Here is a 25,493-nt window from a genome sequence, read left to right as displayed (position 1 = left end):
TTCCGGCGGCGAGTATCGTCAGGCTCCATCGTGTGGTGACAGTAACGCGCCTTCGCCACCCGGCTATTTCGAACGGGCCAGGATGCTTCTATACCTTCTGCGGACGCGCCACCGGCGAAAATAGGCCGGCCATGAGGCTACGCAAGCGAATACGAGGCATGAATGATCCCGCCGCTGCAGCATCAGTTGCCGGACCCTCCCCGCCCACCGAAGCCGCCAGCCATCCATTCGGGCAGGTTAAATAAACCTCTGGTAGCTGATATGATATTCACTATCGGCTTGGATGCCACCCCCGAGCCGACTACCGCAGCGTCCGGCGAGACTGCATGCCCTCGCAGTGTCGTCGGACACCCTCCCCTAAAACCGCGCCCATTTCGACCGGCTTATGCCGCCCGCCCCGCATTGCGGCCGGAAAAGATGCATCCTCCCAGGAATGTGCCCTTCAACGCATTGTAGCCGTGATATCCGCCGCCGCCGAAGCCTGCGGCCTCGCCGCAGACATACAATCCCGGGATGAGTGCGCCGCTCCGCCCGAGCGCCTGGCTATTCAGATCGGTTTCGAGACCGCCAAGAGATTTCCGCGTCAGAATATGGAGGCGCACGGCGATCAATGGACCTGCCTTCGCATCCAATATGCGATGCGGAGGGGCCGTGCGCATGAAGCGATCACCGAGATAGCCGCGCGCCTGTCGCAAGGCTACGATCTGCGCATCCTTGGCAAAGGGGTTATCCAATTCGCGGTCGCGGGCTTCGATCTGCCTGCGCAGATGGGCAAGATCGAGCGGACGATCGCCGATACGGTTCATGCCGGCCACCAGCTCTTCCAGCGTTTCGGCAACGACGAAATCCCTGCCCTTCACCTTGAAGGCTTCCACCGGCGGAGGCGCCGATCGCCCAAGGCGGCTGCGCAGAAGAAGCCCGATATCGCGCCCGGTAAGATCCGGGTTCTGCTCAGAGCCTGAAAGGGCAAATTCCTTCTTGACGATTTTCTGCGTGGTCACGAACCAGCTGTAGCTATGCCCGAGCTTGCAGATGTGCTGCAGCGTCGAAAGGCTGTCGAAGCCCGGCAGGCAAGGTGCCGGCATGCGATTGCCATTGGCGTCGAACCAGAGCGAGGACGGCCCCGGCAGGATGCGAATGCCGTGGTTCGGCCAGATCGGGTCCCAGTTGGCAATGCCTTCGGTATAGTGCCACATGCGGTCGCCGTTGATCGGCCGCGCGCCGGCTGCCTCGGCATGACTGATCATCAAGCCATCCACGTGATGGGGCACGCCGCTCAGCATCCGCTCCGGGGGTGCGCCAAGGCGTTCGACGGGCCAGGCGCGGCGAACCAGTTCCGGATTGCCGCCGATGCCGCCGCTTGCCACGATCACGGCGCCCTCGATGCGGAAGTCGCCGACAACATCACGGTTCGATTGCTGACCGCGGCGGATATTGTCCTCGGCGAGGATCTCGCCCTCCACGCCGAAAATGCCGTCTTCATCACCGACCAATCGTGTCACGCGCCGCCGGAACAAGAGCTCGATCTTGCCGTCCTTCTCCGCCGCCAAAACCCTTTTTACGAATGGATCGAGAACGCCAGGACCTGTACCCCAGGTGACATGGAAGCGCGGCACGGAATTGCCGTGCCCGTCGGCAAGGCCTCCGCCGCGTTCTGCCCAGCCGACAATCGGAAACCAGCGCATGCCAAGCCCATGCAGCCAGCTGCGCATCTCGCCGGCGGCGAAATTGAGGTAGGCCTCTGCCCAGGCACGCGGCCAGAAGTCCTCCGGTCGGTCGAAGGCCGCAGCGCCCAACCAATCCTGACGGGCGAGATCGAGACTGTCGCGAATGCGCATCCGCCGTTGTTCCGGCGTATCGATCATGAACAGCCCGCCGAGAGACCAGAAGGCCTGTCCACCGAGACTTGCCCGAGGCTCCTGATCGACAAGGATCACCCGTTTCCCACGCTCTAGCAGCTCGCAAGCCGCAACAAGGCCTGACAGGCCTGTTCCAACGATCACCACATCAGCATGACTGCTCATTCGTTTCCCCCTCCGCGAATAGCATATCAATTAGAGAGCTTAATGAAGCTTACGTAAAAGTAAAACGAATGTCAGAGCTGACGACCATCCAGAATCGATCCACCAAGCCTGCATTTCGTCTCCACGAAACCTGCACGGTGTTCATGTTGTCTTCCGACACTGACAGCGATCAATCGCCGTTTTTGTTGATGCGGTTGCCACTGTCGACACGAAAGGAACCCTCAGCAGGCATGGGCCTCCGAGGGAGTGACGAACGACATCGGAAGCCCCTCCAGGGAAACATGAAACATCATGTACAAGCAGAAGACGCCCACGCTTATCGATTGGCTTTTCATGTTGGCGCGTCTGGCACCGATCATCATGGTTTACCTGTGGCCGATATTCCTTCGTTTCATTCTAGGCACTGTCTTTTTTGTCGCGCTCGCCGCGCTGATGTATCATTTGGTTGACGTGGAACCGAACTTCTCGGTGTATGACTCTTCTCCACAAGTGGCTCCGCTTACTCGCGAGCGGTAATCTTCTCCTTGGGAGGTCGAACCAAATGGCGCCCCTTCGGCATAACGAAAGCCTCGTCCCCGCAATTGACTGGCGGAGGGAAATCACGACAGAGTAGATGCCCACACGGCCTTCTCCACCGCATCGGCTTGCCTGACATCGGAAAAGGCAATACCCGATTGCTTAACAGGAGAGGAGCAGCAGCCATGGGCAAGCTTCCCGACATGACGAAACATCGCGGCTTTCCTTCCGGCATGCCGGGTACAGGTGTGCAATTCACCATTCGCCGCGCAAACCCCAAGGGCGTGACGCCGATCAAGAAACTGCCACGCCGCGCGCGGCCGGGAACGCAGGAACACCGGATCGACGCCGCATTCCTGCATGCGCTCTGGCACTATTTCGGAGCAGAACCTTTCGAGCGCGGCAATCTCGACGCTGCTCGGCTCAACCTGCTCTTCGGGCGCGAGGTGCTGCCCGCAGACAAGGATTTCGATCCGCTCTCCTATGAAGCCATGCTCGTCATCAACGAGAAAGTGGCGCGCGAAAGCTTCCCCGAAGCATTCGAAGATGTGATGGAGATCTGACGGCACACGCAGGCGCGAAGCCCTCCTTAACGGGCGGCAATGGAAGTACCGCGCCGCGGAGCCATGTCGATAAGGATGGCATGCGGCTCTATGCCCGGTTGCCTCCGGGCTGGAGCGCGCGAACTTATGGTAGTCGACACTCTTCATTTGAGGCTGACATGAACGACGATGTGGATGGCCTGAAGGCAAAGCTCGTCACGCATCACGATTAAGTCCGGCAGCACGGCGAGGATATGCCGGAAGTTCGCGACTGGCGGTGGAAACGATAGAACTGGCATGACTTCGACAACAAGCCGAGAACACCGCCGTGCAGCGGCCAAACCTTACGATTTGGACGCGTGTTCCGGCTTTCCCTTTTGCTTGGTGGAGGCTATGTCGCGAAGCTCCTTCTCGCTCATGGAGTCGACCATGCTCTTCGACGCCCCCTTCAGTTCGCTCTTCTTTCTTTCGCCGCGTTTGGCGGCGAGCGCCGTACCGGCAGCCATTTGCTGTGATTTCGACTTTGCTGGCATGATGACATCTCCTTTGGATTAGGTTGAAATTTGCCGCCGCCGATCGTGTCCGCTTGCAAGGCGCGACTTACGCTTGGTAGCTGCCGGTAAGACTTGCTTCTGCAAGCGTGTGTTTCTTCACCTTCTGCCACATGACTTCCGCGCCGGCGGCCTCGGGAAGGGTCACCCTCGGTACATCAAGCGCGGCAAGCCGGAAAATATACCGATGGGGTGGATCGCCCGCAGGCGGTCGTGGACCATCATAGCGGGCATTGCCGAAATCGTTCCTGTAGAAACGCAGCGCCTGTTCCTGCATCGTATCTAGACTTTCAACCAGGCCAGTCCATTGCGCTGGGATATTGGCGATACCACAGTGACGAAATGTTCCGCTCGGGGCATCCGGATCCTCGACGATCAGTGCGAAGCTTTGGGTTTTCTCCGGCGCGCCGCCCCAGGCAAGAGGCGGGAATATATTTTCCCCTTCCAGGGCATATTTGCGCGGTATGGGCGTACCCTCGGCAAAGGCCTTGCTGATCAATGTCAAAGCCATTCGATCCTCCTTTTATCATCGCAGATTCATGAGCCTGTGAACCTCTGAAACTAAGGTGGAACACATCAGAATCACTATTGTTCCCCATGGAACCATCGCTCGCCCCAGTTGTTTAGAACATCCACGAAGGAGGAAAAGATGGCGGATGAACGGTTCGAGTGGATCAGCAGACGGGCCTATGCGATTTGGGAAGCGGCCGGGCGCCCTTGGGGCTGCAGCCAGCATCATTGGGAGCAGGCAGCGAAGGAACGCGAGATCATGGAGAGAACGCGCGCATCGGCAGATGGCGAAGAAATACTCGCAAGATTCAGAAAAGCCCCCGCGAAGCACCAGCCCGACGGCGACGGTCAGGAACCCGAGGGAAAAACGCAGTCCGGCGCCCGGCGCGCCGGATAATAGACGTCCGCTTTTTTGCTGGATAAGGCCAACAATCAGATGCGCCAGGAGCTGACCTGTCGACGGACTCATTGATCCTGCGATTTCATCTGCAATTCAAAAGTCCCCTAATTCTGCGTTCCGTCACGGTTCGGCTGGGCCGGCGTGCTCTTCGTGCCCTGCTGATTGTTTTCCGTGCGATCGGTAGGCGCTGGCTGGGCCGTCTGGCCGGCTGGCGGCGTGTTGTCTACGGTGCCCGCCTGCGGCTGTCCGCTGGAGGAGCTAATCGTCGGCGACGCATTCTGAGGTTTGCCTGGTTCGATGTAACGACCCCAGATTTCCACGCCAACCCATATGATTGCCGCCAGAACCAGCGCTGTCACCAGCACGGTGAACAGATTTGTTCCCCGCACGCCCTGCCGGGCTTCAGTCGCGGATAGTGGTTTCGTCTGTTCCCGGGGCTTCTTCTGTTCGTCGAACGTCATAGCAAGCCTCCATCTATTGCAAATTTCATATCGACCTAACCAAAACACCCGGCGATAGTTCCAGAGGGGCACCAAGGAATTGGGTCGAAGCGGAACAACAGGGAAAGCCCAGCGTTAGCCCAATAAGGTTGCAGATCGTGCCAAGTGGACGCGATGGTGCTGAAGAATATGGAGATTTTTCCGCTTTCTCTCCATAGCCAACGAAACGGCAGTCGAGCTTCCTATCCATCCGATCTGCAGCCCCTCCAACATTTACGGAGGGTGAACAATGCCCATGAATACCGTCAACGCGATGACGCCGCAAAAATTGTCGACCCTGGCGGCGCGCGCGCGCCTGAGGGCTGGTCGACCGCGCCAGTGGAACGGTTGGGACCTGACTGAAAGCGGCCGCCTGCTGTTGATCGCAACGATAACGGCTGCCATGTCCTGGAATTTTGCCATCGCGCAGCAATCGAACGATGATCGCTGCAAAGCGGAAGAAACCAACCGCCAGACTGATGGCCAGCAGGCGCAAGGCGAACAGACGCCGCCGGCTACGCATAATCCCAGCCGGAAACTGTCCGACTGTGGCGGTGTGCTGAAACCGCCGTCAGTCGGCGACAGCAAGATGGAAAAGCCCGCGCCGCAGGTGGGCAACACTCCCGTCATCAAGCCTGGCAACACAGAACAGCAGGACAATCAACAGCCGGGCAAATGAGACTGATCCGTCAGGGTTTGGGTTCTGGCTGCTCGATGGGGCCGTTCTTAACGGCGCCGCTATCTCGGCCGTCGCTTGACGTAAACGGCTTGATGACGAGAATCGCCAGAACGGACGCGACCATGAGGCCGAAGATGACGAGCAATAGCATCCGCATCTGAAATGCCTTACGCCCGCTGCGATTTGCGGACGGCAAGGTTGCTGTCGTGCCCGATAATGCCGCCGGCCTGCCGGGATAGCGCTTCCGCACGCTGCTTGGCCTCGTGATTTTCAACGGAACCTTCAATAACGACGCGCCCGTGACTGACGGTCACGAAGATACTGGTCTCATCGAGCAGTTGATCGGCTTTCAGCCTGCTCTCGATTTCCGTTCGTATTTCAACGTCTGTTCTCTCCGGCGTCGATGCGTAAGGGGGTTCGGATCGTGTATCTCCGCTGGCCTCTTCTGATCCGGAAGCTGCCCTCACTTCCGAGATTTTGCCGGAAACTTCATCAGCCATCTGCCTGCGCAATAGATCATGCGTAGCCGAATCTTCGCAGCGCGCATCGTCGGTTCCATTTTCGGGCCGTAGTTCTATTGGCGAGGCTTCTCCTGCCCGCTGTTCGGACTCGATATCCCCGGACCCACCGGCTGCCTGGTCGAGTGCCTGCACGGTGCGCGTATCGCCACGACGCGGGGAACCCCTTGCGTTTGACCTATCGCTGATTTTGGTCATGGTTTTCTCCCTGTTCGATGAGGGCTTAACCTTTGCCGCTCCGGAATGTTCCGGTCTCAGGGCTTGCGTCAGGCCCCTGTCGTCAGCATTTCGAAGGATACCACCTTGTAATGTTCCTCAAGGGACGCAAGCAATTGCGCACCACCGCCATCCGGTCCCGCCTGCCGCCATCGCACCTCGTAGGAAATATGCGTTGTCGCGTCGCTCGGCCCTGTCCTGCAGCCGATGAAGGAGAAAGCATATCCGAGCGGTTCCAGCGCTGCTTGCGCATCGGCGATCGCAACGCCTGCATCGCGAGGCAACTCGATCACGAGGCGCGCCTTCTGCTTGCGTGGCATCAGCCTGTCGAACTGTTTGAAAGGCGATAGCACGATGAAGGCGATAATGGCCCCGGCGGAACCCACGATCACTTGACCGCCGCCGATGCACAGGCCGACTGCCGTCATGATCCACAAGGTCGCCGCCGTCGTTACGCCGGTGATCAGGTCGCCACGCTTGAGAATGGCGCCGCCACCGATGAAGCCGACACCCGTCAGCACGCCGAGCGGAAAGCGCAGCACATCCATCGAAGCGAATGATTGCGACGTCTTGCCCAGAGTGGATAGAAGTAGATTGGCCTGGATCATCGACAGGCATGCGGCGAGCCCGACCAGGATCGTCGTGCGAAACCCGGCGGCATGACCACCCATTTCCCGATTGATACCGATCAGCCCTCCGGCTGCGACGACCAGCAGCAGACGGAGGGCGATATCCAGCCAGTCCGCGTCTATTGGCATAGTGTCGGTCAGGTCAGGCACGATGTCCTCCCAAGGGAGCGTCATCAGCAAATTTCAGTGGGGAACATCGCAAACGACATTTCGTTCCATCTTCGATGGAAGGTGCGCGTGAAAAACATAATAGAAGCAGCATGATGCTCTACCGCGTCATTGTCACCTCGGGAAAAGCGCTTGAGCCCGTGGGCCGCTTGCCGGATTGCGCCGCGAGCCGCCTCTCGCGCGTCAGGCCTTTGCTTTTTCCAGCCGCATCGCGAAATATATCACGTTGCCCGTGAGGACAGGCGAGCGGCACGCTGTCTTCGGTTGGCATCCAGCGCCCGTCGAAAATCGAGGTCGGTTCTCGCATGGTGACGGAGGTCGTCGAGAAAACGAGAGATATCTTCGAGCGTATCGACGACGACATATCGCAGACCACCGCCGGCATCGATCAGATCGTGGCCGATGCTGACGCCGAAGCCGTTGGCTACCTTGCGAAACCAGGCCGAGCGCCAGCGCTTGAAACCATCGGGGTCCGACTGAAACTCCGCGAGCAGCATCTTTTGCTGATCAAGCCGCGCAAGGAATGTTTCAACCACATCCTGTGAGCCGGCCTTCGGCCTTTCCGCCTTCCTTGCCAGCCATTTTTCAAGAAGCTGAGAGTTGGGCTGCGGCGCTATCGCTTCATCGCGCTCCATCAGAGCCGCGGAATCAATATCCAGGCGCTCCGCGCCGCCCTTGTGCTGGGCCTCATCCACGGACGAACCTGCTTGTATCTCCTGCTGCAAAGCCAAGGTCTGCTTGAGGTCGGCGGCAAGCTCTCCCCAAATGGATCTCGATGATTCAGCCGATCTTGCTTTCATCCGGCGGGAGGTTTTGACTTCGATGATAAAGGGCTTTGTCTGTTTAACCATGATGCTTCGATATGTGCCCGATGATGGAGCGCAGTTGATGGACAATCACTATGAATAAGAGGCTGGCATTCTCTGGGAGCAACACCGCAGCATGGCGATCGTCCGCGAATATTGAAGGTCTAGGCCCTACACCAAACCGCTTGATGAAGCAATCTCCGCCGCCGCCTCATCCCAAATGGGCATCAATGCATCGCGACCTGATCTGCGTCACGGGCGTATGGCATAAGTCGGGACGATCATCGGGAGGGCCCCTTTGACGGCACTCATGTCTGCGAATCAACGATCGTGTAATCGGACCATTCGATGCGCACCACAACCATTGCAATGCCTCTACCGCGACAATACAATCTTAGTGCATTCAAAATGAAACAAACGAGGTGGTGGCAGTCTGTTTAAACTGCATATGTCTTAGCAATCATTGCTAAATATGAAGATCTCGTAATATATTCGCTTAAAGCGGCTGCCGCCTTCTGGTAAGTTATCACTTGCGCGCGTACGCTCGATGAGATTGCGATCATTGATAGGCGTGCTCCGATGCCAACGGACCAGTTCAAACTGCACAATGCCCGGATTTTGCGCGGCCGGCTTGGGGAGGACGAGGCCATATGCCCGAGAACCGAGTGGATCGGTCGCAGCAAACTCTCTACGGGTCCGAATCCGACAACGGTTTAGAGGCGACGGTCTCGCTTTGGGATCTGGATTTCAAACTACTCGATTGCTCGAAGCGATTCAAAGAGCATATCGGTCTTGCGCCCCGGAGCGAGGTATCCTTGTGGGAAGCCTATCCCGCGCTTGCGAAGCCGACGCTTGCCGAGCTTATTCATAAAGTCATAGACACAGGCGAACCTTGCACGATCCAGTTCGACGATCCGACGCAGGGAAAGCGCCGCTTGCTCGCCTCCCGTATTCGAGTGGGGCTTCTGATCGTCGAAACCAATGGAGCACATGAAAGCCCATCGTCCGAAGACAATGAAAAAGCACAGCTCATCCATCAGGCAACGCACGATGTCCTCACCGGACTGCCCAATCGCCGCCAATTCAGCGCGGCTCTGACGCAACTGCTTCCGGTTACCGGCAAGGTTGGGCCGGCGCTGATGCAGCTCGACCTCGATGATTTCAAGCCCGTCAACGACACACTTGGCCACGGAGCCGGCGATATCGTACTGAAACTCGCCGCCGAGAGGATTACGAAAGCACTCGGCCGCGGCGGAACGGCCTACCGTCTCGCTGGCGATGAATTCGCCATCATCCAGATCGGTCCGCAGCAGGCCCTGGAGGCGGAACGGTTGGCAGACGCGCTGGTGGCCGAATTCAAAAAGCCGTTCACGGTCAACGGCATCTCTCTCTTCGTCGGCGTCAGCGTGGGGATCGCAATCGCGCCGCGCGACGGCAACGAGGGAGAACAGCTGATGAAGGCTGCCGATGTCGCCCTTTATGCCGCTAAGAAGGAAGGGCGACGGCGGGCGCGGACGTTCGATCCGGCCATGCTGATCGTGGTCGAACAAAGGGAGCTGCTGCGGCGCAGCCTTCGCGTGGCGCTGCAGCGCGATGAGTTCTTCATCGAATATCAGCCGCTGGTGGAGCCTCCGTCCAACGTGGTCGGCTTCGAGGCGCTCCTACGCTGGCGGCACCCGACCCTCGGGGTCATTCCGCCGGCAGCTTTCATTCCAATGGCCGAAGCCGATGGTCTCATGCGTGAAATCGGCCAGTGGATGCTGGAGGAAGCCTGCCGCGAGGCCTTGGCATGGCCGGATCACTATACGCTTGCCGTCAATCTTTCTCCGGCGGAGTTCCTGACGCCGGGCCTCACCGATCGCGTTTCTCAAACGCTGGATATCGTCGGATTTCCAGCCGAGCGCCTGGAACTGGAAATCACCGAAGGCGTGCTTCTGGAGCGGACCATCAACAATCTCGACACGCTGAACACGCTTAACGTGCTCGGCATTCAGATTTCCCTCGATGATTTCGGCACCGAATATTCCTCGCTCAGCTACCTCAAGAATTTCCCCTTCGATACGATCAAGATCGATCGCTATTTCATCAGGGATCTTTTGCAGGACGGCAAAAGCCAGGCCATTGTGCGCTCCGTCATCGGCCTTGCACATGGCCTGGGCATGCGGGTGACGGCGGAGGGTGTCGAGACGCGGCAACAGGCGGCCTGGCTCCAGCAGGAGGGCTGCGACCGCCTGCAAGGCTATAGCATCAGCCCTCCGCTGAGCGCCGACAAGCTTGATGATTTCATAAGGCAGGGTGCACGCGATCAGTCGGCCGCGACATTCGACGAATTTCACGCAAGTCCGTGAGTTTTTGAAGCGCATTTCATTCGGGAATTTTTCGAGAGGATACCATGCGGGTGCAAGTGGACGCGGCTTTCGAGCCATTGCTTGAACTGGAAATGGAGATGGCGACCCTTGTGGCAGACTGGTCGAATTGCGATCAATGTGCCTCTTACGTGGCTCGCATGGTCAGCCACGATCGGCACGATCCCATCCGTCATGCGAACCTGCTTTCGGCAGCCCTGAACGAGCTTTTCGAAATGTCGTTCCACGCCAGAGAAAGCGGCGGTACCCTTACCTTTCGCGTCTACCGGAATGGCTCGATCGAACGGATCGAACTGGCCTTTCCCTGCTCGGCCGAGCAGCGCAATTTGTATGAAACCATCGTCCAGCGCATTAGAAGCGGCCAGGCGCTCGCAAACTATCTCGATGTCATCACCGACGACACCGCGGGTGCCGAGCAGGCGATCCTCCTCGGCCTTGCCGTCAATTACGATGCCGACATCGAGCTGTCCATTCGGGATAAGGGAACAACGACTTTCGTGGTAGACCTCGCGCTCGAAAGGCTACTCAATTGAACAACCGCTCCTCTGGCCGTTTCACAGCGCAATTCGATGCCAACAATCAAGAATTCTCTCTATCCGGAGTTCTGAGGCCACATTCAGTTGCCGAGCTTGCCGATGATCTCGCCCTGTTGCGCAACGGCATCGAAACGGTGAACGGCGTCTGCTACGTCAATCTGAAACGCGTCATCCACATGAACAATACGGCGTTCCGTGCCCTGACGCGTGTCCTACTCGATGCCACGCGATCGAGGCCGGATCTCAAACTGACGGTCGTAGCTTCCAGTGTCGTTGCATGGGCATCGCGACTGTTTCGCCATTTGAGCGATCTGTCACCCAACATTATCGTCGAGATCTATGATTCCGCCTTCTATCCCGGGCAGACATTCGTGGAGAATCAGAGCTTCATCCCGATCCTGCGAACCCAGACGAAGATGACCTGGCGTCACGAGCGCGAGATATTGCCGCGGCACGGCCTTCGAGAGGGTTTGCATATCGCCGACATCTGCTGCGGCATCGGCGATTTCGCCATGCTGCTGCGGAAGGATTTCAAACCCGCGCGGATCGTTGCCCTCGACCATTCGATCCCCAGCCTGGAATATGCCCGCAAGGTGGCGGAGGATTTCAATGTCCACGACATCGAATATACCTATGGCGATGCATCCCAGATGCTGTTCGAGAGCGACCAGTTCGATTTCGTGACCTGCAGGCACTCGTTGCAGATCTTCGACCGCCCGGATGTTCTGCTTCGCGAACTCTATCGCATATGCAAGCCAGGCGGCAGGGTCTACATCACCAACGAGAAGAACTCCCATTGTCTTGGTGAGCCCAGAGCCGAGAGCATTCAATGGACCTATAACGAGGTCGCGAAACTGTTCGCGTATTTCGATATGGATGTCGAGATGGGGCCTAAGGGCCGCCGCATGCTACTGGATGCCGGCTTCAAGGATGTGCGCATGGAAAGCTTCATGGTCACGAATCTCGATGGCGATCCCCAGGATTTCGCTGACATCATCACGGCATGGCAGAATGTCTATGCCGATGAAATGGCGGTCAGAAGAGGGGATTCGGCCGCATTTATCGAGCGATTCAAGCAAGGCTTCGCCGATCATATTTTTGCCGCGCTCCACCCAAGAGGCTATGCGGGCTGGCCGATCTGGGCTTCTTCGGGACAGAAACCGCTATGACGGACGCGCCAATCGCCAAGCAACGGCTCGGATTGCGCTCATTTCGCGCCAAGTTTCTCCTCGTCGTCGGGGGAGCCGTTCTCTTCGACCTGCTCGTCAGCGGCGGCCTTGCTTTATGGAACGTCCAGCGCCTATCGCGCAACGCCACGATGGAAGTGGGACAAGGTCTCGAGAAAGCGAGCCAGGATTATATCGGCTCCTATGCGGATTCGACCGCCGCAGAGGTCGGTTTGCTGATCGACCAGGTCCATTCCGATGTGAAGGCGCTGGCGGGCGTGCTGCAGGGACAGATCGACAATCCGGCGCGGAGTCTCGATGTCGGTGCTGCTATGAGCAGAGCGTCGCCAGGCGCTGTAACTGTGACCTACGACCAAGCCGGCCAGTGGTCACAAAACCTGCCCGGCACGCCCTCGGTCGTCAGCGTCTGGGGTTACCTGCTTGATAAGGATCACCATCCCCTGCCTCAGGTGCAGGCAGATATAGAATGGAGCGCGGTGCTCGATCTGGTTGCTCCTTCCTTGCTGCACAACGGCGCGTCGAAGCTGCAGATGTATTATATCGGCCCGCGGGAGCGTCCGATTTTCCGGACTGCTCCCTATACGACGCAAGCGCAGACCTTTGACCGGCTCTATCCCGGTCACAACAGCTCCGATTTTTGGACATTCTTCTTTCCAGGCCTATACGAATCCTGGCAGCAATGGGCCTCCAACCCCTCATCCCGCCCCGTTGCCGATTACATCACCCAGACGGCTCCCTATACCGACGCTATCACCGGCAAGCTGATCGTCAGCTTTTTCCATCCGCTCTGGACGCCCGATAGGCATCAGGTGGCCGGTGCGGCCGGCGCAGATATTACACTCACACAGCTTGCCGAGATCGTCGAACATGTGAAAGTCGCTCAAACCGGCTTCGGCTTTCTTGCCATGTCGAATGGGAATGTGGTTGCAATCAATCCTGTAGGCGAAAAGGTCATCGGCTTGCGCGCCGCCAACGATGCCGCCGCCAAGGGGGTTACCGGCCTCGACCGATCCTTGCGCAACAGCACGCAAACGGCCATTACCAAGCTTCCGCTCGACGCCGACGGCGTGATCCAGCACATCAGCCTCCGCGAACAGGGAGAGGACGTTCCTTATCTCGCGGTCGTCAAGCAATTGCGCCCGACCAATCTCTGGGTGGATGGACCGGTCAAGAGCGAGGTCATGTCGCTCGGGATCGTGGTGCCCGAGCGCGAGATCTACGCCTCGCTCATCGCCGCCAAGGATGAAATCTCGCGGGCGACCAACCGCATTCTGCTCTATCAGATCATGGCCGTTCTCGTGTCTCTGATGATCGTCACGGCGGCGGTCTTTGCGGCCTCGAAACGCGTCACCAGCGGCATCAGCGCGCTGGCGAGCGCCGCAAAGCGCATACAGGCGAAGGATTATTCGGTTAGGGTCGACATTTCGACCAGGGATGAAGTTGGGGATGCCGGTATCGCTTTCAACAGGATGGCGGAGGATATCAGCTTCCACACCGAAAACCTCGAAAAGCTCGTTTCGGATCGGACCAGCGAGATCGAGGCGGCCAAGGAAGAGATCTCAACCCTCAATAACCAACTCAAGAACGAAAACCTGCGGCTGGGTGCGGAACTCAACGTCGCCAGGCAGATCCAGCTCATGGTCTTGCCGCGGGCCAAGGAACTGACGGCAATCAACAATCTGGAGATCGCCGCCTACATGCGCCCGGCCGATGAAGTCGGCGGCGACTACTATGATGTTCTGCAGAACGGAAAGAACCTGAAAATCGGCATCGGCGACGTGACCGGCCATGGGCTGGAAAGCGGTGTGCTGATGCTGATGGTCCAGTCGATTGCCCGCGCCCTGCAGGAGGCGGGTGAGATGGACCCGGCAAAATTCCTGACCGATCTCAATCGGACGATCTTCAAGAACATCGAGCGGACCCGGACCGACAAGCATATTACCTTGTCGTTCCTCGATTACGACGGCGAGAGATTGACGATATCCGGTCAGCACGAAGACATGATCATCATTCGCCAGGATGGCAAGGTGGAGCGGATAGATACGGGCGATCTCGGCCTTCCGGTCGGTCTTGAGCCTGATATCGCTCCCTTTATCGATACGCGGCAAGTGCCCTTCGAGAAGGGCGACATGGTTGTGCTGCATACCGATGGCGTCACGGAAGCGGAGAATTCGAAAGGAGAGCTGTTTGGCTTCGACAGGCTTTTGGAGGACGCCCGCCGCCTGCATGGCGGGACTGCGCAGGAAGTCGTCGCAGGCATACTCGACGACTTGATGGCTTATATCGGGACCCACAAGATCCATGACGATATTACCCTTGTGGTGATGCGGCACAGGTGAGGAAATGACGACAGCAATTTTCGGCGAGGAACGCCTGGCTTCGTTCGATGCCACCAACGCTCTTCGCATACGACTATTCGACGGGCCGCTGCATCTGGCATGGCGCCATTCGGCTATGACATCCGACTTTATCGCGGAGACGATAGCGCTCGGCTTCCGCTCTTCCGAGCGACAATATAAGTCGGTGCGGCACGACATTGGTTATGTGACCAACGAACTCATCGAAAATTCCATCAAATTCCGCGCCTCGGGCGAGATCCTTATCGAGGCATTGAGGGATGGCCATTGTTTCCGGATGCGGATTATGAACTTGATCGACCGCGAAGCGATGGCGCGCTTCCAACAATTATTATTGAGGGTTACCACTGGCGATCCCGGCGATCTCCTCATAGAACAGATTGAAACAAGTGTTCTTGCCGGCGGCAACGCGTCGGGGTTAGGACTTTTGACATTGATGAGCGACTACCAGGTTCAGTTGGCCTGGCATTTCGACGAGGCTGGTCCGCACAAGCGGGTCAAACTCCAAACCTATGCCGCCATGGCGATATCATCGGCGTGAACCCGTGAGAGGCCCTTTATGGAAATCAAAGAAGAAGCATTTCGCATCTGGTCCGAAGGCAGTACCCTATATTTTGATGGCACCATGCGCCTGGCCGGTCCCGATGCCTATGCACCTGTCTATGAGCTGGCCAGGTCAGTCCTTCATGGAAGTGGAGGCAAAGCGACTTTCGATCTGACAGGTCTGCAATTCTTGAATTCTTCAGGCATCAACCTGCTTGCCAAGCTGACAATAGAGGCACGCAAGCATCCGGATATTCACCTCACAGTATGTGGCTCCTCGCAAATTCCCTGGCAGATGAAATCATTACCGAACTTGAAAAAACTGCATCCGCGCCTGGATCTGCGACTGACCTGAACCAGGTCGCGCAAGTGGGCAGCGGTTTTGCGATCACGACATGCGTTAAATCAAAGACCCAAGCGTGAGGCCAGTCTGAAAGATCGCGACGCTCCTTAGCAATCGAACAGCCACCCCTCTTATTTAGGTGCGCCATCGCCACTGTCGAAAGCTCGATGCCGAGCCGCGTCGTGAAACAAGCTGCTGTCTGCATCTGTCTCGAGCAATCTCGGTTAGCTACTACTTACTCTTATTGATTTCTGGATTAGGCTAGTTAAAAACGCCGACCTACCGGCATCATGAGCATATATTACAGCAAACCTTAGTTAAAATAGTAAAATATGCGTTAGGCTTGCCACACATTACTTGAGCCTATTATTTTTGTTCCATGTGATAAAAATGGACAGAATGTAAAGCTTCCGCATTCCCTGATAACGACAGAATTATTAATTTTTTGTAAAAGATAACCAGAAATTGCAACAATAATTACTTGTTGTAAAAAGTCTTTCACAGGATGGAGGAAAGTTCTCCTCCCCATGAATACTGGGTCGCGTCTAAATTATCGGGAGGGTTTGATGGGCATAGCGTTCAAATCTACAAGTATATCGCTAAACAATACAAAAAGACGTACCATCCTTGTTGCGGGCGGCGCAGGGTTCCTCGGGTCACATCTTTGCGACCGACTTCTGCAGGATGGTCACGAAGTCATATGCGTGGATGATTTTTCAACCGGACGGATGGACAATCTCTGGCATCTCCTTCGTTACGAGACGTTCAGCTTCATCCGCCACGACGTCATCGCATCACTCGATCTACCTGTCGACGAAATCTACAACCTGGCCTGCCCGGCATCTCCGCCACATTATCAGGCCGATCCGATCCGTACGATGAAAACATGTGTTTTCGGCTCGCTCAACTTGCTGGAGCTGGCCACATATCATCAAGCGCGCATTTTCCAGGCCTCGACCTCGGAAATCTATGGCGACCCCCAAGTGCATCCGCAGCCGGAAAACTATTGGGGCAACGTCAATTCCTTCGGCCCTCGCTCGTGCTACGATGAAGGCAAACGCTCCGCTGAAACGCTTTTCCGTGACTTTCACGCTCGCCACGGCGTAGACATCAGGATCGCGCGCATCTTCAACACCTATGGACCGCGCATGCGTCCCGACGATGGCCGCGTTGTTTCCAATTTCATCGTGCAGGCGCTCAAGGGTGAGGATATCACTGTCTATGGCGACGGTTCTCAGACGCGCTCCTTCTGCTATGTCGCCGACCTGATCGAGGGCTTCATTCGTCTGATGGCCGACCAAACGACCATCCATACGCCCGTCAATCTCGGCAATCCGGCGGAATTTACCGTGCGCGATCTTGCCGAACAGGTCATCGCGATTACCGGCTCCAAGTCGAAGATAGTCCATAAGCCCCTGCCAATCGACGATCCCCGCCAGCGGCGGCCCGATATCACCGTGGCGCAGCGCGAGTTGGGATGGGAACCGTCCATCGCGCTGGCGGATGGATTGAAGTCCACCATCGCGTATTTCGAACGTCAGTTGGTACGTGCGAGCAGCGAACTTTTCGAGGTTGCGTGATGGGCAAGAAAAAAATACTCGTCGTGGGTGGCGCCGGCTTCATCGGCAGCCACACCGCGAAACTCCTCCATCACCAAGGCTTCGAGCCGGTTGTCTATGACAATCTCTCGACGGGCCACCTGACCTCCGTGCGCTGGGGACCGTTTGTGGAAGGAGATATTCTCGACACATCCCATCTTGCCGAGACAATCGAGGAGCACAGGCCTGCAGCAATCATCCATTTCGCTGCCTCCGCCTATGTCGGAGAGTCCGTTGAAAATCCCGCAAAATACTATGCCAATAATGTGAGCGGCACACTGTCAGTTCTGGAGGCGTGCCGCCGCACGGGCGCGGACAAACTGATCTTTTCATCGAGCTGTGCGATCTACGGAATTCCCGCCCATCTGCCAATCCGCGAATGCGAGACGCCTCAGCCGATAAATCCCTACGGCAGAACCAAGCTGATTGCCGAACATATGCTGGCCGACTATTCGGCAGCCTATGGGCTTTCCTATGTGGCGCTGCGTTACTTCAACGCCTCCGGCGCCGATCCGGAACAGGAACTCGGCGAGTGGCATGATCCCGAAACGCATCTCATTCCCCGTGCATTGCAAGCAGCGGCCGGCACGACGGAAATCTTGGAAGTCTATGGGGACGATTACGACACGGCGGATGGCACCTGCGTGCGCGACTATATCCATGTGCTCGACCTCGCCAAGGCGCATGTTCTGGCGGTCGAATATCTATTGGCCGGCGGAAGCAATCTTGCCGTCAATCTGGGAAGCGGCCGCGGCACGTCGATCAAGGAAATTGTCGGCGCGATCGAGCGCGTTTGCGGCCGCCGGGTTCCTGTCGCCATGCACAGGCGGCGGCCGGGCGATCCGCCTACCCTTTATGCCGCTTCGGATCTTGCTGCCGAGAAGCTCGGCTTCCGCGCTCTGCATTCGGATATCGACACGATCATCCGGACTGCAGCTCCCTTCTTCGGGCTGGAGATGCGAGGATGACATCGATCCGGACACGAGCTCAAGCGATGAAGGACCGGGCGTTGATGACGCCGGTGCTGCAAGGTCGCAAGCGCGTAGAATATGTTGTGTGCGCCGCGTTGTGGCTCGCGGCACTCGGTTATTTCTGGAGCTGGTGGTTCGCGCCCGCGCACCATGTCGACGCTCTCGGGTCGATATTGGTGACCCTGGTGCTCGCCTGGGTGACGATCATTCCGGCCTATTTCATCATCGTCTTCTTCCGGGCCGAAAAGCCGACGGGTGAATTGCGGCTTCCCGCCGGCAGTCGCATCGCCATGGTGGTGACCAAAGCACCATCGGAGCCCTTTTCGGTGGTAGCCCGCACGTTGGATGCCATGCTGGCGCAGGCAGTGACCCACGACACCTGGCTGGCAGATGAAGATCCATCGCCCTCGACGCGGGATTGGTGCCGCAAATATGGCGTCCAGATTTCCACCCGGAAAGGGCGGGAAGATTATCACCGCCAGACATGGCCGCGGCGCACACGCTGCAAGGAAGGCAATCTTGCCTTCTTTTACGATCACTATGGCTATGAAGGCTATGATTTCGTCGTGCAGCTCGATGCCGACCATGTGCCCGAACAAGGCTATCTTTTCCAGATGCTTCGGCCCTTTGCCGACCCGGCAGTCGGCTATGTGTCCGCGCCGAGCATTTGCGACCAGAATGCCCATGAGAGCTGGGCGGCTCGCGGCCGCCTCTATGCGGAAGCCAGCATGCATGGATCGCTTCAGGCGGGGTTCAATCATGGGCTGTCGCCACTTTGCATCGGCTCGCACTATGCCGTCCGCACCAAGGCCCTCAAGAGCATTGGCGGGCTGGGACCTGAACTGGCGGAAGATCACTCCACCACATTGATGATGAATGCGTATGGCTGGCGCGGCATTCACGCGCTCGATGCCATTGCTCATGGCGACGGTCCGCGCACTTTCGCCGATCTCATCACCCAGGAGTTTCAATGGTCGCGCAGCCTGATGATGATCCTGCTGCAATATTCGCCAAGCTTGATCAAACGGCTGCCGCTACGCTTCAGAATACAGTTCCTGTTTTCGCAGCTCTGGTATTCCCTCTTTTCTCTCTTCATGGCGCTTATGTTCATTATGCCGATCATCGCGCTTACTATAGGAAAGACCTTCGTCGATGTGTCATATCCTGACTTTTTGCTGCATTTCGTGCCGCAGTCCGTTCTGCTGATCCTGTTCGCCTACCACTGGCGCAGCACGTATACGTTCAGACCGGTCGATGCGAGTATTCTGAGTTGGGAGATGACGTTGTTCCTGTTTGCTCGCTGGCCATGGGCGCTTATGGGTTCTCTCGCTGCCATTCGCGATTGGACGACTGGAACATTTGTGGATTTCCGCGTCACTCCGAAGGGTACATCGGACGTCGATCCTCTGCCATTCAGAGTTCTTGCACCCTATGCCATGCTCTCTTTTGTCTCCATCCTGCCGGTTCTATTTGTCAGTGCTACGGAGGAGAGCAGCGGCTTCTATATCTTCGCGACGATGAATGCAACCATCTACACTTTACTGCTGCTGGTCATCATCGTTCAGCATGCGCGTGAAAATACGCTCAGCGCGAGCAGGCGCTTTTACCGGCCGGCGCTCGCCAGCGGTCTGATTGCTCTGACTGCCCTGCCATTTTTTGGCATCATGGAGCACGGCCGCGCCGGAGCACAATCATTGATTTGGGACACCGACGGCTACGTATTGTTCGATACGCGCTTTTCGGTGGCAGGTGCTGGAATTGGCGGCCGCGGACTGCACAGAATGGTGCTCAATCCGCACTGGCACGTGAGCGACACGGACGATTGAGTTTCATACAGGGACACTATGGCGGAACGCAGATGAAGATGGCTGTTATGGAAACCGAGCAGGATCTCAGCGCGCTGGCGGAACAAAGCCATGCCCGCTGGATCGGCGCTCGCATCTGCGCCATAGGTAAGTCGGCAAGCACGCAGGGTAACCTGCGAGACATTGCCAGCCGGCGAAACCGGCAGCGAGCCTTGAGGGCAGCAGCGCCAAGGCTCGGCAGTCACGAACACGGGAGAAATAATATGAAACCATCAAGGAAACAGACCTCCCTCCTCGCCGCAGCATCGCTGGCATGCGCGATCGTTCTCGGGCTTGCGACGGCGAGCAATGCGGCCGTAGCCGCGACTACCACCAAGGTGCCGGACGGCGCAAGACCCATGACGGCGGCTGAACTCTACATGCTCTATCACGACAAGAGCTGGCGCTGGCCCGATGGCGCCGGCCGAATGCAGAATACCGACCGTCGGTTCTCAGCCTGGGTTGACGGAACCGGTGGACAATCCTGGGCTGAAGGCCGCTGGGCTATAACAGACACCGGCCGGCTGTGTCTGGAGGCAACCTGGCATGCCGCAAGCGGCCAGTTTCCGGCCAAGACCTGCTTCGTTCATCGCATCTTCGATGGAACGATCTATCAGAAACGCGAGACTGGCGGAGCATGGATTGTGTTTCGCCATCCCACTACCGAGAAAACCGATGAGGCAACAAACCTCATCGCCGATGATCTGGTCTCACAACGACTGGAGGCCTTGAAGACCTCTTTAACCGTCCGCAAGACCGAATAGAGGAAGGAGGCAATGCGATGAAAACCCTATCGAAACTAACGACGGCTTTGCTTGCGGCTGGCGCCCTCTGCGGGGGCGTATATGCTGCCAGCAACGGCTTGGATGCAAGGGCCGAGACCCGGCCGCTCTTCAATGACAAGAGGCCGATTATCACTCCCCAATCGCTACCGGGGGGTGCCTATGATCCCAACGGGGATTTTTCCAATGACCCCAATCCAAAGATCGAGCACCTCTTCCTGCCTTGGGAAGATGTCGATCTGTCGACGCTGAGCACGGCAGACGAATATGCCCGCAAGCGCGGGCGCTCGCTGCTGATCACGGTCGAGCCCTGGTCATGGGCCCGCAACTGGCGGGTCACACCAGCCGATCTCCTCAGTGGAATTCTGGCGGGTCACTACGATTCCAACATGACGGCGATCTGCTCCGCGGCCGCCAAGCTCAATACGCCCGTCACCATTCGCTGGGCTCAGGAAATGGACGAGAAGAACGGACAGTTCACCTGGGCCTATTGGAAGGCGGACGACTACGTGAAAGCTTATAAGCACGCGGTCACCGTCTGCCGCAAGAGCCTTCCCACGGCAAAGTACATGTGGTCGCCGATGGGCAAGGATGGGCTCGAAGCCTACTACCCCGGTGATTCATTCGTCGACGTCGTCGGATTGTCGGTGTTCGGTTACCAACCGTTCGATCTACGCAAGCTCGGGCGGGATTCGACCTTCGTGGAAGCAACCAAGCCTGGCTATGACCGTGTGAAGCGCTTCAAGAAGCCGGTCGTGATCGCGGAATTGGGCTATCAGGGCAACGAGGCCTATGTTCATGGATGGGCCGAGGAAGCCAACAAGCCGCACTCCGAATTCCCTAACCTGCAGGCAGTAGTTTATTTCAACGATCGTGAAGTCTACCCCTGGCCGGACGGTCTGGGCAGGCCGGACTGGCGGGTCGCCACACCGCCCCTGCTGAACTGACCGCGATGAAAGGTGGAGGATAAGTATATGTCCTGGTTCCGTTTCATCATCCTGAATACCATGTTCGCGATGCTGCTGGCCGGCACCGCGAACGCGGCGACGCATCGTCATATCGATCGAATGACGGCGCATGCGGCCCACCAAGCCATGCCGATGAGTGCGAGGGAGCTCAAAAAGCTCTACGCAGGACGCTCCTGGATATGGAAAGACGGGGCCGGCTTCTTCTCCCGCCATCACCGCCGATTTACGGCCTGGTCGCACACGGGTGCCCAAAAATCTTACGCAAAGGGCACCTGGTATGCAACCGATCGCGGTAGACTTTGCATGAGCGCTGTCTGGCACAGCAAGAAAAGTGCAGCATCCAATGTGTCCTGCTTCCTGCATCGCGAGAAGGCTGGGATCATCTATCAGAAACGAGCATCAGGCGGCAAATGGTATGTGTTCCGTCATAATCCGATCAAACATGATGACGAAGTTCTGAAACTACGACGGGGCGATTATGTTCGCAGTCATCTGCCCGGTTGAAGTCGAATACTCACATAGGGGCTTTTCTTGGATAGCAGGCGGCACGCGTCCCCACTTGTTCCGCCGAATCGCCATCCAGGGAATACCCCTATTCTTTGCCGCGCGCACAGCGCGACAGTCGCTGGCTCACCTTAGAACACACCGCGATTGTAGCAATGCGACGTTCTTCCAAATCCGCTTGGTGTGCAGATATAGGGAGAGCCCTTGAAGTAGTCCTCGGCGGAAACCGAAGTCGTCTTGGCAAGCGATCTTCCACTATAGAAGACGACATCGTTCTTCTGATACTTTTTCATATACAGCTGAACGGTCTTGCTCTTTACGTGCTGGCTCTCCGCTGCATTTGCGGTTGCAGCCATACCTGCCGAAAATGCAATCACAAGTACCGCTGGCATGAAGGCATCAATTTTTCGATTAACGTTAGTCAGATTACAAGAGTTTTTCCAAAAACTCATAAATTTACTCTCCTTTGCAAGTTTTGTTCGTGTATTACAGCGGAAAACATTTAAGCAACTTCTATAAATATCTTGAAAAGATTAATGAAATCTGCTTAATTTTCCCTACAGCCTTCCGGCGGGGAACTGTAACAATGCTGCCTGCAATGAATATAGCTTGGCGCGATATTCGATGGATGCACAGAGCCTCGACTCAGACATCCACAGACTTCTTTGGTTCGCTGGCCAAGGCGCATCGCAGCACAGAATCATTTTCTCAAGACGTGATCCAATCACGTCCCTTCAGTCAGTCCGCCAACCGGCGGACGCTCGGATGGACTGAAATTCGGGCTGTTTTGCGACGACCAGGGAAGATCTTGGATATGCAAGATCTATACTATCCACGCGCGATCTATTTTGGCCGTCCATCACTCCTTTTCATCCGCCCGTTGCCAGAACAACGCGGGAACCGCCAATCGAGTTGGAATGTTGCGTCGAAAGGCTATTACGATGATGTGGGATAAAACGGAGACTAGCTCCGAACAACCGACCCTTGTCGAAAGGCGCCGCTGGCCCCGCATTTCCGATGCTCCCCTTTGCGGCAACGCCACAGACCAGCCGGTACTCGTGTCGCTGCCGTTTTCCACATCCAATGAGGCTCCCAACCAGCAATTCCCGGCTTGGCGGAAGCATATGGCGCCCTTGATCGATGCTTATCTTCCCGAAAGCGCCGAGGCCGCCGATGGTTTTGCTGCGAGCCAAACCGTATGGAATCTGGAAGGGGCACTTCTCGTTCAGCAACAAACGCCGGCTTTCCGTTATGAGCGCCCTGCAGAAAAAGTACGCTTCAGCGCCATAGATCATTGGCAGATCACCTTTCTGCGCACGGGCAGAACATGGACCAGCGTCAACGGACATGTGGTCGAAAACGAGCCTGGCATGATGGAAATCCGGGCACTTGGCTGCCCGTTTTATGGCCGCACCATAAGCGCGCAATCTGTCTCCCTCATCCTGCCTTGCGATCTGTTTGCCGATCACGGCGGACTGCCTGGAGCAAGCAACAACATCGTCCTGGGGGGTGAGCGCGTCAAGTTGCTGGCTGACTACATTGCTTTTCTTGAAGCAAACCTCGACCGTTTGACAAAAGACGACCTGCACAGTGTACGCAACCAACTACAGGAAATGATATTTCATAGTGTCGCACCGCTGGTGAACGGCCACACGACCGGCGATCGCAGCTCCGAGATCGGCCTTATGACGAAAGCTCGTCGCTTTATTCAGAACAATCTCGGATCGGCGGATCTAACCCCTGAAGCATTGAGCCGTGAATTGGCAATCTCCCGAACCCGGCTTTATGGACTGTTCCAGACATCGGGTGGTGTGTTGAACTATGTGAGAAGACGAAGACTTCTGGCTGCACGCGCAGCACTTGCCGACTTGAGCAACGGTCAGAAAATTGCAGATATAGCCAGTAATCTCGGCTTTGAATCAGCAGCTAACTTCAGCCGGGCCTTCACACACGAATTCGGCTATAGCCCGAGCGAAGTCCGCAGGCATACAGGCGAATGCAAGGTCGATCATCTACCGCAGATGACGGAGACATCCACCTTCGGCGATTGGCTTAATACGCTCGGTATTTGAGCGGTATAAGCTACATATCGGCATGGCAGTTCCAACGGCAGTAGTTCAGATATTGCTACAGATAAATACGGCGAGTAATATATGCAGTCGATATGCGGTGTACCGCCTGCTAGGTCACTGATATCACCCGCTTTCAATCCGGCTGCGGTGAAGAGGTTGTTTCCCCCTCGGAAATCGCGCAGGGCAACAAGAGTGGTTTGCCGAGCTCGGGGGCGCCCTGCTTGCTCAATAAAACAGCGACCGCTGCCGCCGCTATGTCCTGAATTGGCTGCTTGACGGTGGTCAGGCGTGGGATTGTCATGCTTGCAAGCGGAATACCGTCAAAGCCGACGATGGAAAGGGCAGCCGGGATTGGAATTCCCAAATCATGAGCCGCCCTCATGCAGCCGATCGCCTGTTGGTCGGAGCTAGCGAATATGGCGGTTGGGCGCTCGTGGCGCGCGCGCGCTAGAAGATAGTTTCCGGCGGACCGGCCGCTTTCATAGTCGAAGGCAGCTTCGGCGATCAGTGGCGCCGCATTCTGCTTGCCCTCGCTGATCAGCTCCATCGCATCGATATAGCCCTTGAGACGATCATTCGCAGGAACTGAGTCTTTTGGACCGGAAATGAAGCCGATACGGCGATGGCCCAGCTTCACGAGATGCTCGACACCGAGGCGCACGCCGCTTCGATGATCGGCAGCAATGCCGGAATATCCCGGAAGGAGGCGATCGACGATGACGATCGGCAACCCCTTCGGCGGCTTGAGCGTATGGAAATCATTGCTCGGAACAAGGATGATGCCATCCACCTTACGGCTCGTCAGCTGGCCGATCCGATCCGCCTCCTTGGCTGCATGATCAAAGGAGGTCATGACGATGATGTTATAGCCATGCCTTGCCGCCGCCTGCTCTGCGGATTGCACAAGTTCCGAAAAGAAGGGGTTGGTAAGATCGGGAATGACGATGCCGATGAGCCGGCTGACCTTGCCGCGCATGCTTCTGGCAGATGGGTCTGGCATATAGCCGAGCTGCTCGATAATGCCTCTGACCCGCACTCTCAATTCGCCGGTCACGGAAGGATGATCATTCAAAACCCGCGAAACGGTCCCGGTGGAAACTCCTGCCAGCTTGGCAACGTCACGAATTCCGACCTTTGGCATATGGATACCAATATCCCTTCATCTCACCTTCCGGCGCGCCCTGATCCGGGCTCTCAGCTGATGGTCTCTGCAATCTTAGTCAAAGGCTTCATGTCAAGCTGATCTTCCATTGCTTCCACATAAACGCTCCGCACAATGGAAACGGTTCATCATACCTCTCTTCCAGCATTGGTAAAGTTGAAATTTTAGCCAGGTTTCAGCTGGATTTTATAGCGCCTTGACAATTCTTAGCGGCATGCTACC

The 25,493-nt window shown here is 57.0% G+C and carries 28 protein-coding genes; 18 read left to right on the top strand and 10 right to left on the bottom strand.

Going from position 1 to position 25,493, the window contains the following annotated elements:
• Positions 1–383 precede the first annotated feature (383 nt).
• Complete coding sequence (locus FHX05_RS14945) at positions 384–2,024, bottom strand: FAD-binding dehydrogenase (RefSeq protein ID WP_183872606.1); 1,641 nt, start codon at positions 2,022–2,024, stop codon at positions 384–386.
• 291 nt (positions 2,025–2,315) lie between these two features.
• On the opposite strand from FHX05_RS14945, the gene FHX05_RS14940 reads away from it, so the two are divergent.
• Positions 2,316–2,540, top strand: a complete 225-nt coding sequence (locus tag FHX05_RS14940) for a hypothetical protein (RefSeq protein WP_183872604.1) — start codon at positions 2,316–2,318, stop codon at positions 2,538–2,540.
• 185 nt (positions 2,541–2,725) lie between these two features.
• Positions 2,726–3,103: a hypothetical protein gene (locus FHX05_RS14935; protein WP_183774110.1), complete on the top strand. Its 378-nt coding sequence runs from the start codon at positions 2,726–2,728 to the stop codon at positions 3,101–3,103.
• Positions 3,104–3,426: 323 nt separating this feature from the next.
• Here FHX05_RS14935 and FHX05_RS14930 read toward each other — a convergent pair whose 3' ends face one another.
• Together FHX05_RS14930 and FHX05_RS14925 are read right to left on the bottom strand one after the other, a co-directional pair.
• Positions 3,427–3,615 (bottom strand): DUF3008 family protein, encoded by a 189-nt coding sequence (locus FHX05_RS14930; protein ID WP_183872602.1) that lies wholly within the window; start codon positions 3,613–3,615, stop codon positions 3,427–3,429.
• A gap of 67 nt (positions 3,616–3,682) precedes the next feature.
• Positions 3,683–4,144, bottom strand: coding sequence for a YbhB/YbcL family Raf kinase inhibitor-like protein (locus tag FHX05_RS14925; RefSeq protein ID WP_183872601.1), 462 nt, complete (start codon positions 4,142–4,144; stop codon positions 3,683–3,685).
• Between the two features lie 138 nt (positions 4,145–4,282).
• On the opposite strand from FHX05_RS14925, the gene FHX05_RS14920 reads away from it, so the two are divergent.
• Positions 4,283–4,540: a DUF2934 domain-containing protein gene (locus FHX05_RS14920; protein WP_112611180.1), complete on the top strand. Its 258-nt coding sequence runs from the start codon at positions 4,283–4,285 to the stop codon at positions 4,538–4,540.
• Positions 4,541–4,647: 107 nt separating this feature from the next.
• On the opposite strand, the gene FHX05_RS14915 is transcribed toward FHX05_RS14920, so the two are convergent.
• Positions 4,648–5,004: a hypothetical protein gene (locus FHX05_RS14915; RefSeq protein WP_183872599.1), complete on the bottom strand. Its 357-nt coding sequence runs from the start codon at positions 5,002–5,004 to the stop codon at positions 4,648–4,650.
• 268 nt (positions 5,005–5,272) lie between these two features.
• On the opposite strand from FHX05_RS14915, the gene FHX05_RS14910 reads away from it, so the two are divergent.
• A complete protein-coding gene (locus FHX05_RS14910) occupies positions 5,273–5,701 on the top strand; it encodes a hypothetical protein (RefSeq protein WP_348648318.1) in 429 nt (142 codons plus the stop codon).
• Positions 5,702–5,711: 10 nt separating this feature from the next.
• Here FHX05_RS14910 and FHX05_RS14905 read toward each other — a convergent pair whose 3' ends face one another.
• From FHX05_RS14905 to FHX05_RS14890, 4 genes are all read right to left on the bottom strand, one after another.
• Complete coding sequence (locus FHX05_RS14905) at positions 5,712–5,858, bottom strand: hypothetical protein (protein ID WP_165915298.1); 147 nt, start codon at positions 5,856–5,858, stop codon at positions 5,712–5,714.
• A 10-nt stretch (positions 5,859–5,868) separates the two neighbouring features.
• Positions 5,869–6,354, bottom strand: coding sequence for a BON domain-containing protein (locus tag FHX05_RS14900; RefSeq protein ID WP_348648317.1), 486 nt, complete (start codon positions 6,352–6,354; stop codon positions 5,869–5,871).
• 131 nt (positions 6,355–6,485) lie between these two features.
• Complete coding sequence (locus FHX05_RS14895; RefSeq protein WP_183872595.1) at positions 6,486–7,214, bottom strand: MgtC/SapB family protein; 729 nt, start codon at positions 7,212–7,214, stop codon at positions 6,486–6,488.
• A gap of 239 nt (positions 7,215–7,453) precedes the next feature.
• On the bottom strand, positions 7,454–8,083 hold the full coding sequence (locus tag FHX05_RS14890; protein WP_246698952.1) for a hypothetical protein: 630 nt from the start codon (positions 8,081–8,083) through the stop codon (positions 7,454–7,456).
• 605 nt (positions 8,084–8,688) lie between these two features.
• Here FHX05_RS14890 and FHX05_RS14885 point away from each other — a divergent pair.
• From FHX05_RS14885 to FHX05_RS14830, 12 genes are all read left to right on the top strand, one after another.
• Positions 8,689–10,386: an EAL domain-containing protein gene (locus FHX05_RS14885; RefSeq protein ID WP_183872591.1), complete on the top strand. Its 1,698-nt coding sequence runs from the start codon at positions 8,689–8,691 to the stop codon at positions 10,384–10,386.
• A gap of 44 nt (positions 10,387–10,430) precedes the next feature.
• Entirely contained in the window at positions 10,431–10,937 is a 507-nt protein-coding gene (locus FHX05_RS14880) for a ubiquinone biosynthesis methyltransferase UbiE (protein WP_183872589.1), read from the top strand.
• Positions 10,934–12,109, top strand: coding sequence for a class I SAM-dependent methyltransferase (locus FHX05_RS14875; protein ID WP_112611166.1), 1,176 nt, complete (start codon positions 10,934–10,936; stop codon positions 12,107–12,109). The genes FHX05_RS14880 and FHX05_RS14875 overlap by 4 nt, the downstream gene beginning before the upstream one ends.
• Positions 12,106–14,466 carry a SpoIIE family protein phosphatase gene (locus tag FHX05_RS14870; protein WP_183872587.1) on the top strand — a complete coding sequence of 787 codons (2,361 nt, stop codon included), beginning with the start codon at positions 12,106–12,108 and terminating at the stop codon, positions 14,464–14,466. The genes FHX05_RS14875 and FHX05_RS14870 overlap by 4 nt, the downstream gene beginning before the upstream one ends.
• Before the next feature lie 4 nt (positions 14,467–14,470).
• Positions 14,471–15,025: an ATP-binding protein gene (locus tag FHX05_RS14865; RefSeq protein ID WP_183872585.1), complete on the top strand. Its 555-nt coding sequence runs from the start codon at positions 14,471–14,473 to the stop codon at positions 15,023–15,025.
• Positions 15,026–15,043: 18 nt separating this feature from the next.
• A complete protein-coding gene (locus FHX05_RS14860; protein WP_112338070.1) occupies positions 15,044–15,382 on the top strand; it encodes a hypothetical protein in 339 nt (112 codons plus the stop codon).
• Between the two features lie 554 nt (positions 15,383–15,936).
• The gene (locus FHX05_RS14855; protein WP_183872583.1) at positions 15,937–16,950 is read left to right on the top strand and encodes a UDP-glucuronic acid decarboxylase family protein; all 1,014 of its coding nucleotides are present in this window, start codon (positions 15,937–15,939) and stop codon (positions 16,948–16,950) included.
• Positions 16,950–17,936, top strand: a complete 987-nt coding sequence (gene galE / locus FHX05_RS14850) for a UDP-glucose 4-epimerase GalE (RefSeq protein ID WP_183872581.1) — start codon at positions 16,950–16,952, stop codon at positions 17,934–17,936. The genes FHX05_RS14855 and galE overlap by 1 nt, the downstream gene beginning before the upstream one ends.
• A complete protein-coding gene (locus FHX05_RS14845) occupies positions 17,933–19,765 on the top strand; it encodes a glycosyltransferase family 2 protein (protein WP_112611158.1) in 1,833 nt (610 codons plus the stop codon). Before galE ends, FHX05_RS14845 begins: the two co-directional genes overlap by 4 nt.
• Positions 19,766–19,803: 38 nt before the next feature.
• Positions 19,804–20,547: a DUF995 domain-containing protein gene (locus FHX05_RS14840; protein WP_246698951.1), complete on the top strand. Its 744-nt coding sequence runs from the start codon at positions 19,804–19,806 to the stop codon at positions 20,545–20,547.
• Positions 20,548–20,564: 17 nt separating this feature from the next.
• Positions 20,565–21,512: a glycosyl hydrolase gene (locus tag FHX05_RS14835; RefSeq protein WP_183872579.1), complete on the top strand. Its 948-nt coding sequence runs from the start codon at positions 20,565–20,567 to the stop codon at positions 21,510–21,512.
• 60 nt (positions 21,513–21,572) lie between these two features.
• On the top strand, positions 21,573–22,037 hold the full coding sequence (locus tag FHX05_RS14830) for a DUF995 domain-containing protein (protein ID WP_246698950.1): 465 nt from the start codon (positions 21,573–21,575) through the stop codon (positions 22,035–22,037).
• 131 nt (positions 22,038–22,168) lie between these two features.
• Here FHX05_RS14830 and FHX05_RS14825 read toward each other — a convergent pair whose 3' ends face one another.
• The gene (locus FHX05_RS14825; RefSeq protein ID WP_183872575.1) at positions 22,169–22,489 is read right to left on the bottom strand and encodes a hypothetical protein; all 321 of its coding nucleotides are present in this window, start codon (positions 22,487–22,489) and stop codon (positions 22,169–22,171) included.
• A gap of 29 nt (positions 22,490–22,518) precedes the next feature.
• Between FHX05_RS14825 and FHX05_RS14820 the strand changes: the two genes are divergently transcribed.
• Both FHX05_RS14820 and FHX05_RS14815 read left to right on the top strand, forming a co-directional pair.
• On the top strand, positions 22,519–22,992 hold the full coding sequence (locus FHX05_RS14820) for a hypothetical protein (protein WP_183872573.1): 474 nt from the start codon (positions 22,519–22,521) through the stop codon (positions 22,990–22,992).
• Entirely contained in the window at positions 22,979–24,109 is a 1,131-nt protein-coding gene (locus FHX05_RS14815; protein ID WP_183872571.1) for an AraC family transcriptional regulator, read from the top strand. Before FHX05_RS14820 ends, FHX05_RS14815 begins: the two co-directional genes overlap by 14 nt.
• Before the next feature lie 133 nt (positions 24,110–24,242).
• On the opposite strand, the gene FHX05_RS14810 is transcribed toward FHX05_RS14815, so the two are convergent.
• Positions 24,243–25,250: a LacI family DNA-binding transcriptional regulator gene (locus FHX05_RS14810; protein ID WP_183872569.1), complete on the bottom strand. Its 1,008-nt coding sequence runs from the start codon at positions 25,248–25,250 to the stop codon at positions 24,243–24,245.
• Between the last annotated feature and the right edge of the window lie 243 nt (positions 25,251–25,493).

The sequence above is a fragment of the Rhizobium sp. BK491 genome (assembly GCF_014194925.1).
Taxonomy (GTDB): Bacteria; Pseudomonadota; Alphaproteobacteria; order Rhizobiales; family Rhizobiaceae; genus Rhizobium.
This window is presented reverse-complemented; position numbering and strand designations above follow the sequence as displayed.

Excerpts from the sequence above, each read along its gene's own strand:
- FHX05_RS14945 (WP_183872606.1), bottom strand. The coding sequence starts at position 2,024 with ATGAGCAGTCATGCTGATGTGGTGATCGTTGGAACAGGCCTGTCAGGC.
- FHX05_RS14940 (WP_183872604.1), top strand. The coding sequence starts at position 2,316 with ATGTACAAGCAGAAGACGCCCACGCTTATCGATTGGCTTTTCATGTTG.
- FHX05_RS14935 (WP_183774110.1), top strand. The coding sequence starts at position 2,726 with ATGGGCAAGCTTCCCGACATGACGAAACATCGCGGCTTTCCTTCCGGC.
- FHX05_RS14930 (WP_183872602.1), bottom strand. The coding sequence starts at position 3,615 with ATGCCAGCAAAGTCGAAATCACAGCAAATGGCTGCCGGTACGGCGCTC.
- FHX05_RS14925 (WP_183872601.1), bottom strand. The coding sequence starts at position 4,144 with ATGGCTTTGACATTGATCAGCAAGGCCTTTGCCGAGGGTACGCCCATA.
- FHX05_RS14920 (WP_112611180.1), top strand. The coding sequence starts at position 4,283 with ATGGCGGATGAACGGTTCGAGTGGATCAGCAGACGGGCCTATGCGATT.
- FHX05_RS14915 (WP_183872599.1), bottom strand. The coding sequence starts at position 5,004 with ATGACGTTCGACGAACAGAAGAAGCCCCGGGAACAGACGAAACCACTA.
- FHX05_RS14910 (WP_348648318.1), top strand. The coding sequence starts at position 5,273 with ATGCCCATGAATACCGTCAACGCGATGACGCCGCAAAAATTGTCGACC.
- FHX05_RS14905 (WP_165915298.1), bottom strand. The coding sequence starts at position 5,858 with ATGCGGATGCTATTGCTCGTCATCTTCGGCCTCATGGTCGCGTCCGTT.
- FHX05_RS14890 (WP_246698952.1), bottom strand. The coding sequence starts at position 8,083 with ATGGTTAAACAGACAAAGCCCTTTATCATCGAAGTCAAAACCTCCCGC.
- FHX05_RS14885 (WP_183872591.1), top strand. The coding sequence starts at position 8,689 with ATGCCCGAGAACCGAGTGGATCGGTCGCAGCAAACTCTCTACGGGTCC.
- FHX05_RS14880 (WP_183872589.1), top strand. The coding sequence starts at position 10,431 with ATGCGGGTGCAAGTGGACGCGGCTTTCGAGCCATTGCTTGAACTGGAA.
- FHX05_RS14870 (WP_183872587.1), top strand. The coding sequence starts at position 12,106 with ATGACGGACGCGCCAATCGCCAAGCAACGGCTCGGATTGCGCTCATTT.
- FHX05_RS14865 (WP_183872585.1), top strand. The coding sequence starts at position 14,471 with ATGACGACAGCAATTTTCGGCGAGGAACGCCTGGCTTCGTTCGATGCC.
- FHX05_RS14860 (WP_112338070.1), top strand. The coding sequence starts at position 15,044 with ATGGAAATCAAAGAAGAAGCATTTCGCATCTGGTCCGAAGGCAGTACC.
- FHX05_RS14855 (WP_183872583.1), top strand. The coding sequence starts at position 15,937 with ATGGGCATAGCGTTCAAATCTACAAGTATATCGCTAAACAATACAAAA.
- galE (WP_183872581.1), top strand. The coding sequence starts at position 16,950 with ATGGGCAAGAAAAAAATACTCGTCGTGGGTGGCGCCGGCTTCATCGGC.
- FHX05_RS14845 (WP_112611158.1), top strand. The coding sequence starts at position 17,933 with ATGACATCGATCCGGACACGAGCTCAAGCGATGAAGGACCGGGCGTTG.
- FHX05_RS14840 (WP_246698951.1), top strand. The coding sequence starts at position 19,804 with ATGGCTGTTATGGAAACCGAGCAGGATCTCAGCGCGCTGGCGGAACAA.
- FHX05_RS14835 (WP_183872579.1), top strand. The coding sequence starts at position 20,565 with ATGAAAACCCTATCGAAACTAACGACGGCTTTGCTTGCGGCTGGCGCC.
- FHX05_RS14830 (WP_246698950.1), top strand. The coding sequence starts at position 21,573 with ATGTTCGCGATGCTGCTGGCCGGCACCGCGAACGCGGCGACGCATCGT.
- FHX05_RS14825 (WP_183872575.1), bottom strand. The coding sequence starts at position 22,489 with ATGAGTTTTTGGAAAAACTCTTGTAATCTGACTAACGTTAATCGAAAA.
- FHX05_RS14815 (WP_183872571.1), top strand. The coding sequence starts at position 22,979 with ATGATGTGGGATAAAACGGAGACTAGCTCCGAACAACCGACCCTTGTC.
- FHX05_RS14810 (WP_183872569.1), bottom strand. The coding sequence starts at position 25,250 with ATGCCAAAGGTCGGAATTCGTGACGTTGCCAAGCTGGCAGGAGTTTCC.